We start from the raw sequence: 11,009 nt of genomic DNA, 5'->3' as shown, positions 1-11,009 counted from the left end.
CGCGCGGATACGCTAGCTTCAAAACCATGCGAACCGTGCTGTTCCTGATTGCAGGCAAGCTCGATTTCTCGGCCTTCAATCCACATGCCTCGTGAGCCGCATTACCCACTCCATTTTTGAAATAGCCATCTTGGTGGTCCATCCACCTCGGGATTTTCCGATTGCTTGAGGTCCGTTTTTTTAATGCACCGGTGCCATCAGGATGAACCTTTACTATCGTGCTATCCAGCGAGACCGCCTCGATCCTGATGCGAACGATCTGCTCGCGCTGCAGTTCAGTGAACACACGATCCAGCACGCCGTTGCGGGACCAGCGATTCATTCGCGTGTAGATCGTGTGCCATCGGCCAAAGCGCTTGGGCAGTCCGCGCCATTTGCAGCCATGCTCGGCCACATAAAGAATCGCATTCAGCACCTGCAGGTTTGTCAGGCTGACATTGCCGCGCTGTCGCGGCAGGCAATGCTCAATCCGCTGATATTGGGCGTCGGTGATTTCCATCACCGAAATATACGATCAAGTACGATTAGTGTGAACAGGCCCTAGGGCGCATCGGCAAGATCACACTGTTTCGAGAACCTACGGCTAAGGTCTTCAACGCGTAGGAGCCCTGGATATTGTGACAGCGGTACCAGTACGAACAGTATTTCCGCAACTTGCTAACGCGACAGATAAGGAGTTGGAGCCGGGCGCCAAACCATTTTTTGTCATACTGCTTTCTTTCTACCAGGACGCCTGGTGGAGCACTGTTTCTGGATCAAAACGCAAGCAAGACGGTCAAAGTGGTGACTGAATGAGTTGCAGGCAGCGATGGCTCCATGCGCGCGGTAATCGTGATTCTTGATTTTCCTTGGGTACACTCCGTCTACCCGATTTCTGAGCGACAGTTCGCCGTTGCCGGCATCGCTTCGTGTTCTCCTTGCCTTCTTGCCTGCGCCTGGCGCTCAGATTTCTGTTGCAGTTCCTTGTAGTTGAAGTCTTTCGGTTCGCGCTTGAGGAGCGTCACCTTACACATCGAGTCATCGGCTTCGAGCATCACATCGAGCTGCTGCGCGGCGCACTTCGGGGGGGGGGGCGCTCGAGCAGCACCGAGACGCGCCGTCGCTCCGCTGCGGCCACACTGCCGGTCCGAGATTTTCGCGAAAAATCAGTCTTGTGGGCAATTCAAACGCACAGGTGTTGCCCGCCGTCAATGCGAATGGACTGACCAGTCATATAACTCATCATCGGGCTTGCCAATAGCGTCACCAAATATGCGCACTGGTTGACATTTCCTATCGTTCTCGCTGGGATCGTAACCAATCGACCGCCTTTGTAGTCGTCGAAAGAAATTCCCTGTTCTTCTGCGCGAGCCTTCCACAGGTTCCTCAGACCAGGGGTGTCGAAGATGCCCAGTATTATGTTGTTGAACGTTACGTTGTATACCGAGAATTCTCGTGCAGCGCCGCTCCCAAGCACTGCTATAGCCGATCGCCCCACATTCGCCAAGGAATGATCCCATAATGGTGCCATTGTTGATGAACCGAGCAAAGACACAACGCGCCCAAATTTTCGTTCGATCATTCCCGGCAAGTTCGATTGGACCAACTCGAGAAATGGAAAGAAATTGCGCATGAGTGTCATGTGATACTCGTCCGCCCCGATTCCGGTGAGCGAATCCTGTCTCTCACGGACGGGAACGAAAATAACGATGTCGACATTGCCGACGTCCCTCATTACATTGCGTATCCGCGACGGGTCAGTTATGTCGCAGGCCAGATGCGTCACCGTTCCTCCTTCGACCTCACCCTCATATTGAGGCCGCGAGGTCGGTACGCTCCGGCTCAAGGCGACAACTGTAGCCCCTTCAGCCGCAAGTTGAGCGGCACACGCCGCTCCCAGCCCGGATCCTGCGCACGTCACCAGCGCACGCTTACCTTTCAGCTCAAGTTCCATTGCATCTCCATATCGATCTGTTTTACGCATTTTCTGCCTATGTCAAACTTTGGTGGCAATCTTGGCGTGAATGTGATAAACGGACCACCGTATACCATATCCAATGACACGATTTTCAATCACTTTTTTTTCGCTTTTTCATCAAGCGAGGAAAACCGGATTGATTAACCAGACTACCGGAAGTGCTTGATTATCCACGTACTACTTGGCCTCCTGTCAGAATCAAAGGGATCGAGAACCGTCAACTGAAACAACCAAGACAGATTGCCATACAAACCGCAGCCAGCTCAGTCCAGCCCAATCGCTTTGGGCGGCTATACAGAGTCAATGTTCACAATGTCGAGGCTCGATGACCTTCGTTCCGGCCAATCGCCCGTTGCGACCCATTCGGCCTTGGCTGAGCGACGTACTCACTCGCATGGACGCACTCTTCTCGCGTATGTACGAGATCAACGCGAAAGGCGGTCGCCCGAGCATTGAGCCGGAGAAACTGATTCGGGCGCTGCTGCTGCGGGTGCTGTATTCGATTCGCAGTGAACGCATGCTGATGGAGCAAATCCCCTGCAACATACTGTTTCGCTGGCTCGTCAGATCGGCGATGGACGATGTGGTGTGGGACCACACTACCTTCAGAAAGAACCGGGACCGCCTGTTGGCTCACGACGTCATTGTCAGCCTGTTCAACGAGGCGGTCGAGACGGGACGCGTGCGTGGCTACCTGTCGGCCGAACGTTTCGGCGTGGGCGGCACGCTCATTCAGGCGCGGGCGGGACACAAGAGCTTTGTGCGCAAGACGTGGGACGACGATATGCGACCTGATGGAGTTGCAGACCCTCACGAGAACTGGCATGGCGAGAAGCGCAGGAATGGTACGCATGAATCCACTACGGACAGTCAGGCTCGGCTGTTCCGCAAGAGTCGTGGCACGGACGCAATGCTCTGCTACATAGGCCACGTGCTGAATAACAACCGGCATGGTCTCGTGGTTAACGCACAGATAACGCAGGCCAATGGCACGGCCGAGCGTGACACAGCGGCTGATATGCTCGCGGATGCGGCGCAGTTTGCCGGTATGCCTGTCACGGTCGGTGCTCACAGGAACTACGACACGGCCGGCTTCGGGGCGACGTGCCGCGCACATGGCGTCACCTCGCATGTTGCGCAAAACGATGGCCGCGCGGGTGGTTCGGCCATTGACGGCCGTACGGCGCGCTGGCCCGGCTACGCCATCAGTCAGCGCAAGCGCAAATGCATTGAGCAGGTCTTCGGCGGGAGCAAGACCGTCGGCAGGATTCGGCAGGCAACGTATCGAGGGCTTACGCGAGTCGACCATCTCCTCCTGCTGACTCACGCGGCCTACAACCTGCCGCGCACGCGAACGCTTGTCAGCAGGATGGCATGAAAGTGCAAGCAGGAGAGAACGCGACATTGGCTGCACCTGAATCAAGGACGCTTGGCGTCAGACCGGTAGGAGCAGTTCGTCGCGACAGCTCTTGCAAATGGGATAGCACAGGTCGAGTGAGAATGAAATCGAATCGTCATTTTCTGCTCATAAAAGGATCAGGATCATGCTAATAACGGAGGCATATAAGAAGACCAACAGGAGTCCTGCTCCTCGTAGCGGCGGCGGCCCATATGGGCTCACATGAAGTGCCGCCATCACTATCAATTCCCATGGCAGAACTGCGGCGATCGAGAAGCTTGTCCAAAATTTTGCAATGACAAAAAACAGACCAGTGATAGGAGCCGTGTATGTCATTGGTACACCGTAGAAGCGGCCTGTTTCCACCAGCCCGAAATTATTGAAATATCCGACCCTTAGGCAAGCCGCCAGTGCTATTAAAACCGAAGAGACCAGCGAGAGGATGGATCCGTGAGCCAACTGCATGGCAAGCAGACCGGGAACAATCGCAGCGCTAACCATATCAGTCGCTGAGTCCATGTCGCCACCGACGAGCGCATATTCTCGAGGTCGATTCTTCATTCTCCTTGCTACCAATCCATCAAGATGGTCTAACATCACTGCCCAAATAAGGACTCCAATCGCGACGTCGGGATGACCGTTCACGGTGAGATGCATCGCACCGATGGCTAGAACCAGGCCTATGGCAGTGATAGCATTGGGAACGTCGACAAGGTACTTAAGCATCTTATCCTCCAGGCGACTGACAACCGAATATATGACGGGCTGTAGTAAGGTCTCCGAAATCATCGACCTCGAACCATCGGCAGTCTCCACAGTCTCGTGCTATCACTTTTTGTCCGCCGTCAATGAATGCCTTCAACATGTCCTCAAAATACGCCGCGGGATTGTCTAAGCGTGCTCTCTCCCACAGTTCGCACAATTTCCGCATAGTATGAGCGCTGAATTTGTAGATGTTGATCGTTTTCCAGTAACCGTCCCGCTCGCCAGAGGGCGTGTCACGATAGACGTTTTTAATCCATTGGCCCTGATTATCCAGCGTCACTGCGGTCCCATTGAGCGGTGGACGGAAAGGTGCAACTGCAGCAATATCCGATTGGTCAATTCGGTTCAAAAGCCGCCGCGGGATGTCTGAATCGAACAACACATCCCCTTCAATTAAGAGCACTCCATCGGTGAGCTCTCGCGCGGCCAGATAGAAGGAATCCGCCGTTCCCGTGGATTTATAGTCGGGAGCGTACACATATGAGATGTCGGCACCGAACAAACTATCGCCTGTTTCCTCTCGGACAGTATCAGCCCTGTACCCGACCACCACAGTTACCCGATTTACACCGACCTCAACAAGACATCGGATGCAGCGATGCAAGATAGGGCCGTCACCGAGCATGTTGACCATTGCTTTGGGACGAGTTTGAGTGAGCGGCCGCAGCCGAGAACCAACACCAGCTGCCAATACAATAGCGCGCATTGCATACCTTTGTTGATAAGTTGTTAAAGCGGCGAAATGTACTAACGGAAATATTCCACCATTGCGTTGAGCCCTTCGTCCAACTGCTGTTCATCGCCTGCGTAGGAAATTCGAAACCCGTACGATGTCCCAAATGCGCTTCCCGGAACAACCAGCACGCCCGTTTCGTTCAGCATTTCCCTGCAGAGTTCGTCGGCCGATTGACCCGTTGATTCCGAGCGGTTTGTGCATCGACTATCAGCGAACGCAAAAAAACCCGCTGCTGGTCGAGGAAAGGACATGCCGGAAATAGTGCTTAGGGCGGTTGCGACCCGATCACGTCTCTTCGCCAGCATAGCGACGAGATCCATCTCGTACCTGCCTACTCCGGATCCTTCGAGAGTCCATAGCAATGCAAACTGGGTGATGCTGTTCGGATTCGAGTTTGTATGGGTCTGTATTGATTTCAATAGATTTATGAGGGATGGATGTGCGAATACGTAACCTATCCGCCATCCGGTTAACGCCCAACATTTCGAGAACGAGTCGACAATAACCGCCCTGTCATAATCACAAACCAGATCCCGGAAGGATGACGTTCTATCGGTTTCAAACGTCAATGAATAATATGACTGATCAAATATTACAAACGCTCCGTGTCTTGAAGCAATGCGGATGACTTCCTTGACTGAGGAGTCGGAGTACACCACGCCGGTCGGGTTGTTTGGCGAATTGATCACGATCGCTTTCGTGGATGCGGTAGTGCTTTCGTCTAGTGCCAGAAGATCTATGGCGCCACTAGCCTCTATACAACGGACAACTTTAGGAATGCCACGTGCGAGCATGATCTGCTCTGGAAAAGTACTCCAGTATGGGGTCAACACGACGACTTCATCACCCGGATTGATTATAGACAGCATCACTCCGTAGAGTGCTGGCTTGGCACCTGCGGTTACCGCAATCTCATCCGCAGATGCTTCAATTTTATACCTGTCGTTCACATATGCGGCAAGTTGTTCACGAAGTGCGCGAACGCCGATCGCTTCAGTATAACCATGTAGTCCAGATCGTATAGCTCTTCCGGCATTCTCTAGAAATTCTGATGGCGGAGAAATAGATAGTTCACCTTTTGAAAAGTCAGTTACGCGCTTTCCATCGAAAACCCGCTTCCTCGCAATCTCATCCAGCGCAGCGTTCTTGGATCCGCGTATTGACTCAGCCGTAGTTGAGAAATTCATCTAAATCTCCAGTTTGGCGACCTGATTGGGAAAACTTTTTCGCGGTCGGCGATGAATATTTCGTACCAGATCTCAGTCGAGACCAAGACTCGTTAACAACACCTGTCATCCGAAAGTAAGGCGCATACCTTTGGTGTTGAATGACAAGAGAAAGGCGAACAGACAGGGCCGAATCCGACCGACCGCGGCAAACTCGGTAGCAAGTGGGATATCGCGGCAGGCCGTCAGGGCATTGCGCTGGCCATTGAGGTGACGGGCACCAACCGGTAAGACTCGAAAGTCTTCGAGACCGTACTCGATGCGATATCGCCGGTGCCAGCTATACTCGAACGTCCACGGCGCCGACCTGACAAGGTGCACGCCGACAGGGTATGCGACTATGCGCGTTGCTGGGAGTCGCTGCAGCGACGCGGCATGACGACACGTATCGCTCGACGTGGCGTCGAGAGTAGCGAGAGGCCCGGTCGCCATCGCCGGGTTGTCGAGCGAACTCATGCCTCGCTCGTCGGATTCGGCAAGCTGCGTATCAGGTTTGAGCGAGGTCTCGATACTCCTGTCGCGTTGCTCACTCTTGCTCGGGCAGTTATCTGTTCGCGGTTCGTAGACCACTTTTGTTAGCGAGCCCAAATACCACGTTCGATGGAGCAGTGCCGACGTACCTTTGCGACGAACAGGCACTGCTTTCTCAATCGCGGACAGCGTCAGCGTTACGACGCTGGGCAGTGTTCGTCCCAGTGGAACAGGAAGGCCGGTCCGCATCGTGAACTTGTGCTCCAGCGCTTCGCTCACGCGAAATACCAGCACTCGTTGCATGATGTAGGTCAGTTGCTCTTTCGAATGAGCATGCCGGGCAACGGATGCGCCAGATTTCAGCGTCAACGGGCAAAGGCGAAGTCTTCTCCGTTGACGACCTGCTGCGCAAGGCTTTCGCCGAGGGCCTTGACGAGCAGGTCCGCCAGGCTGTGATGCATAGTCGCTTTTTGTTACCATGGCCCATGGCTCCGCAATGGATGTTCACCCGGCGCTCTCGACAGGGACGGCAAACGTCGGGGAGTCTGCCCTTCGTCGTCGCTACTACCTGACGGCAACGCCGTTACCGTTCTCCTGCGACGATCACGTCCTCGTGCCCCCACTACCAGCTTTCGATGTACAAGCAACTCTGCCGATTCACGCATCGGCCAAAGTATGCCAGCGCGGGACCGTTCTCAAGCAGCTTCCGCGCCATCCCAACCCTCGGAAATTCCGCAGACAGAGGCTTCAAGGTGCGATTGCGGAAATCGCGCTGGCTGACTGAGATCGTATTCCCGACATACCACGCGCGTTTTGTCTCAAACGTAAGCAATTGGATTACGATGTCTACGCGCTGCTGGAAGTTGCTGCACCAGCATAGTCGGTCGCAGAGTCATAGCCGGCCAGTTTTGAACTCGCGATGGCGGTCGTTGATTCAAGCGAGCCACACACGCTCACCATGTGCCCCAATTTGAGCAGGTATTCGTTGGGTACTGACCAGTTGGGGTTGAACCCGCCGCGGAGGTTTTCTGGGCGGTCACGACTGGCTATCGACCGCGATCTAGCGTTCGGCCATCATTTCCTCGAGATTGCGCAAGCTCAGCGGGTAGGCCACGTGCCAACGCACGTACGCCAACACTATCTCGAGCGGATAGGAGTGCCACCGCTTCAGAACTTGGCTGCCGCCGGACTCAGCGCTTTCATTAGCGTTCACATCGTTCCGGTAAGTTTCCACATCATGCCAGCCTTCGTTATTGCAACAGAACCCCGCAGTCCGCGCTGAACTCATGATCGCCGCCCCAGTCATGTCGAGATGAACGAGAACATCGAGATCCAAATCGTCATCAAGTGGTGCAGATTTCGGAAACGCGAGCTGCCATATGCGCTGTCGCTCGGACAGACTCGGGCGCTGAAAGTGCTTCCATATGCTCTCAATCGGTCGCCGGCCTTCTTGTGAGAATTTCGAGATCCAGCAGGATCACCTATAGAGCTGGCACCGCGTGACCCTTTCGACAACACGACCAATCGCTTTTTCCAAGCGGACGTTCCTATGCTACATAGCATAACGAAATAAGAATCTCGACGAACGTCCGTTGAATAAGTGGACAACCGCGCTGGTACGGTATCAGCGACGTTAGTCGCGCCTGCCGCACGGCTGAAGGCAAGGACTTTTCGCAGTAACGCGACACCGGTGCCGCCTTTGCGATAGGCTGGGTCCACGGCGAGTCCGTCGTGACGGATTTGCGAGTGTTGGCGCGACAGCAGAGGCGAGCGCTCGAATAGCATCACGCGAACCACCGAACCGTCCACTCAGGCATCCTTTTTCTCGATGCCGCGTAGGTTGTTCCTGTAGGCCGCCTGCGTGACAGGAGAGTTTGGATCGCAAGTATACGAACTGCTCAGTGCGCTGAAGATCTCGACGACTCTCTTGAAATCGCCCGTTTGAGGCCCGACGGTAAGAGTTTTTGGTCGCGTGCTGGTCCCCGCCCGATATCGTCAACGAGGTTCATCGCAATTGCGATAGTCATGCCGTTCCTGGAATCAGGCTCAATATCTCCTCGATCGAGAAGAGCTGACCCTCTACCTCGTATGAGCGGCCACTCTTCAGAATGTCCATCGCAACCTTGACCATCGCTGGATAAGCAGCTCGCAACAAGTGATTGGCGTAAATTACTACGTTGAAGCCGGCCTGCTCCAGCTCGCCAAATTTAATTCGGTTGTATGTTGTCGGGATACAAACAAGCGGGGTATTTTCGTCTCGCGCTCTAAACAGGGACGCAAATTCGAGTATTTCGTCCGGTTCCGCGCTTTTGCTGTGAATCATGATGCCGTCGGCACCCGCATCGACATATTGCTGAGCCCGGGAAGTCGCATTCGGCATTCCTCTCTCCAAAACGAGACTTTCGATCCTAGCGATTATCATGAATTCATCGCTATGTCTCGCCTTGCGAGCGCACTCGATCTTTGCACAGAATTTGTCTGGATCTTCCTGAACTTGCGGAACACGATTTCCGATCAACGAGTTCTTCTTTAGACCGGTTTTATCTTCGATGATCGCCGCAGACACACCCGCGTTTTCGAGCATCACTACGTTAATCGCGAAGTGCTCCGATTTCCCGCCCGTATCGGCGTCGATAATCAGGGGTTTGCACGTGCTTTCGAATATCTCATTGATATTGATGATCCGGCTTCGCATGTCGAGAATTTCGATATCCGGTTTTCCCCGCATGGTCGAGTCGGTCAGGGAACTCGACCAAAAGCCGTCGTACTCGAGTTCCGCTCCCACCTCATCGATGGCCCGGCTTGTCTCGACGACCAGCGCAGCAAGTGGACTTGTCACTTCCATAACACGCAGGCACCGCTTCCGCTCCAGCGCATTTCTCAGCGCGCCGACGCGGGTATTCCTGAATTTTGCGTCAAACGAAACAGAATAGGTCATGATTTATTCGCCTTGAATATTTCCGCAATGACGATTTTTCAGTCACGGAAAAATTACTTATCAATGAGCGATTTGACACTTTTCATGATGCGAAGAGTATCGTCGCCTCGTCTACACCTAACGAAAGACCATACCTAACGAAAATCACTACCGGAGAAAAATCTTCAGAATACTGCATTCAGTAGAGGGTCTTCGTCTTCGTTATCGAGACGAACGCAGTATCATTGAGTTCCTTGTGTGTGAACGTATCTGGTCAGATGTGCTCATTAGTTTTCTCTCCTCGAGATCAACTGCAATGCTGAATCGGTTCGTACGTCTTCGGAAAAGCGCTGCAAGACATCTGCCGTAATTGCGCATCACATCTGAATCTCAATAACACTTGAATCTGTGCACTGCACAGCAACTGGGTGTTGTCGGTGTATGGAACGCGCATAAGGTCGAGTCACGCCTCGAGTTCGAGGGAGGCGCCCTTCGAAAAAGCTGCATGGTGATTGCGTAGCCGCCCTGTGCTACCATTCGGCCGAACAGCGTCTCGGCCGCCAATTATCGCGCGGGTACGGAAACCAGCACGTCTCTTCATTGGCTTTACTTCAGCGTCGCGCATGGTCCGAATGCTGCGCGCCTCGAGTCCCGTGTCCATCTGTCGGTCGACGCGCCTAGATTTTTGCTGAATGGATTCAAATTGGGTCAATGGGGGGCGGGCTGGCTTTAACAGGGGAATCGAGAGCGAGTTCATGCACTTACATTCGCAACAACTGTACCAGCGACGAAGCGGCTAAGCGGGTGGCTGAATAGGATGCGGAAGTCTCACTTGAACCGGTGCGGTTCCAGTGTTGTTGCGGCAAAATATGTGCGGTTTGTCGGGAAGCTGACGTCGCGCACGTTAAGGAAGATCTGCACAACCCGGTTTTGACGCGTTACCTTTCGCATCGAGCGCAGCCTCGGCGTTCAGATCTTTGTTGGTAAGTTGATTGCCAGGGTTTTTACGCGCCGGAGCGATCCGGGCAGACATATGGCCTTCATCGCCCTGTGTTTCACGCTTTGCGCAAAGCTCCACGCGCCATCCATAAATTGCCCAAAGCAAACAGCGTGGTTGATCTGAGCGGTGTTCTTCATCAAACCACGATAGCGGGTCTTCATTTAACCGAACTGCCGCTTGAGGATGCGAAACGGGTGTTCGACTTTGGCTCGAATACCCGCCTTCAGGCGTTCGATCTAATCGTATATCGCGTCCATCGAATCGCTCAGATTCAGTTTCCTGCGCTTTGCCGGTCGCATTGCAACATGCCAGCGAACCGCGTCAGCCTCACAACGCTTTTCAATACCCTGATATCCGGCGTCCGCGTACACATCCGTTTCTTCACCATGCAGTAGGTGGTGAGACAGCTCAGCAGCGAGCATGCGCTCGGCCAGTTGCTTCTTCAGTTGGCCGGCCAGGCCCGATTCGCCCAGAATCGACTCGGCATCCTTGTTCTGTACCTGCGCCAGCAGTTGATCGATCAGCTCATCGGGGAACA

General features: G+C 54.0%; 6 protein-coding genes and 6 pseudogenes. 2 read left to right on the top strand and 10 right to left on the bottom strand.

Translation table 11 applies throughout. The features are described 5' to 3' along the window. Positions 1-126 precede the first annotated feature (126 nt). From AB4Y32_RS39740 to AB4Y32_RS39730, 3 genes and pseudogenes are all read right to left on the bottom strand, one after another. A pseudogene (locus AB4Y32_RS39740) lies at positions 127-499 on the bottom strand (IS5 family transposase); the annotation flags it as partial. A 364-nt stretch (positions 500-863) separates the two neighbouring features. Then, the gene (locus AB4Y32_RS39735; RefSeq protein ID WP_368726473.1) at positions 864-1,034 is read right to left on the bottom strand and encodes a hypothetical protein; all 171 of its coding nucleotides are present in this window, start codon (positions 1,032-1,034) and stop codon (positions 864-866) included. 128 nt (positions 1,035-1,162) lie between these two features. Further along, positions 1,163-1,933 (bottom strand): SDR family oxidoreductase, encoded by a 771-nt coding sequence (locus AB4Y32_RS39730; protein ID WP_368726472.1) that lies wholly within the window; start codon positions 1,931-1,933, stop codon positions 1,163-1,165. A gap of 327 nt (positions 1,934-2,260) precedes the next feature. Between AB4Y32_RS39730 and AB4Y32_RS39725 the strand changes: the two are divergent. Beyond that, positions 2,261-3,335: pseudogene (locus tag AB4Y32_RS39725) on the top strand (IS5 family transposase). 147 nt (positions 3,336-3,482) lie between these two features. Here AB4Y32_RS39725 and AB4Y32_RS39720 read toward each other — a convergent pair. The 3 genes from AB4Y32_RS39720 to AB4Y32_RS39710 are packed head-to-tail and all read right to left on the bottom strand — an operon-like array spanning position 3,483 to position 6,044. Next, on the bottom strand, positions 3,483-4,082 hold the full coding sequence (locus tag AB4Y32_RS39720) for a CDP-alcohol phosphatidyltransferase family protein (RefSeq protein WP_368726471.1): 600 nt from the start codon (positions 4,080-4,082) through the stop codon (positions 3,483-3,485). 1 nt (position 4,083) lies between these two features. Further along, entirely contained in the window at positions 4,084-4,827 is a 744-nt protein-coding gene (locus AB4Y32_RS39715; protein WP_368726470.1) for a sugar phosphate nucleotidyltransferase, read from the bottom strand. Positions 4,828-4,868: 41 nt separating this feature from the next. Further along, entirely contained in the window at positions 4,869-6,044 is a 1,176-nt protein-coding gene (locus AB4Y32_RS39710) for a pyridoxal phosphate-dependent aminotransferase (protein ID WP_368726469.1), read from the bottom strand. 153 nt (positions 6,045-6,197) lie between these two features. Between AB4Y32_RS39710 and AB4Y32_RS39705 the strand changes: the two are divergent. Continuing rightward, a pseudogene (locus tag AB4Y32_RS39705) lies at positions 6,198-6,662 on the top strand (IS5/IS1182 family transposase); the annotation flags it as partial. A 955-nt stretch (positions 6,663-7,617) separates the two neighbouring features. Here the strand turns inward: AB4Y32_RS39705 and AB4Y32_RS39700 are convergent. The 4 genes and pseudogenes from AB4Y32_RS39700 to AB4Y32_RS39685 form a co-directional block, all read right to left on the bottom strand. Then, positions 7,618-7,767 (bottom strand): annotated as a pseudogene (locus AB4Y32_RS39700) (IS6 family transposase); the annotation flags it as partial. Positions 7,768-8,577: 810 nt separating this feature from the next. Continuing rightward, positions 8,578-9,492, bottom strand: a complete 915-nt coding sequence (gene aepX, locus AB4Y32_RS39695) for a phosphoenolpyruvate mutase (protein WP_368726468.1) — start codon at positions 9,490-9,492, stop codon at positions 8,578-8,580. A 1,034-nt stretch (positions 9,493-10,526) separates the two neighbouring features. Then, positions 10,527-10,707 (bottom strand): annotated as a pseudogene (locus AB4Y32_RS40865) (transposase); the annotation flags it as partial. Positions 10,708-10,863: 156 nt separating this feature from the next. Then, positions 10,864-11,009 (bottom strand): annotated as a pseudogene (locus tag AB4Y32_RS39685) (IS256 family transposase); the annotation flags it as partial.

The organism is Paraburkholderia phymatum (assembly GCF_040965635.1).
In the GTDB taxonomy this organism is placed as follows: domain Bacteria; phylum Pseudomonadota; class Gammaproteobacteria; order Burkholderiales; family Burkholderiaceae; genus Paraburkholderia; species Paraburkholderia phymatum_B.
This window is presented reverse-complemented; position numbering and strand designations above follow the sequence as displayed.

Bases quoted from the DNA above. Each gene is read 5' to 3' on its own strand.
- AB4Y32_RS39715 (WP_368726470.1), bottom strand. From the start codon at position 4,827: ATGCGCGCTATTGTATTGGCAGCTGGTGTTGGTTCTCGGCTGCGGCCG.
- AB4Y32_RS39735 (WP_368726473.1), bottom strand. From the start codon at position 1,034: ATGCTCGAAGCCGATGACTCGATGTGTAAGGTGACGCTCCTCAAGCGC.
- AB4Y32_RS39730 (WP_368726472.1), bottom strand. From the start codon at position 1,933: ATGGAACTTGAGCTGAAAGGTAAGCGTGCGCTGGTGACGTGCGCAGGA.
- aepX (WP_368726468.1), bottom strand. From the start codon at position 9,492: ATGACCTATTCTGTTTCGTTTGACGCAAAATTCAGGAATACCCGCGTC.
- AB4Y32_RS39710 (WP_368726469.1), bottom strand. From the start codon at position 6,044: ATGAATTTCTCAACTACGGCTGAGTCAATACGCGGATCCAAGAACGCT.
- AB4Y32_RS39720 (WP_368726471.1), bottom strand. From the start codon at position 4,082: ATGCTTAAGTACCTTGTCGACGTTCCCAATGCTATCACTGCCATAGGC.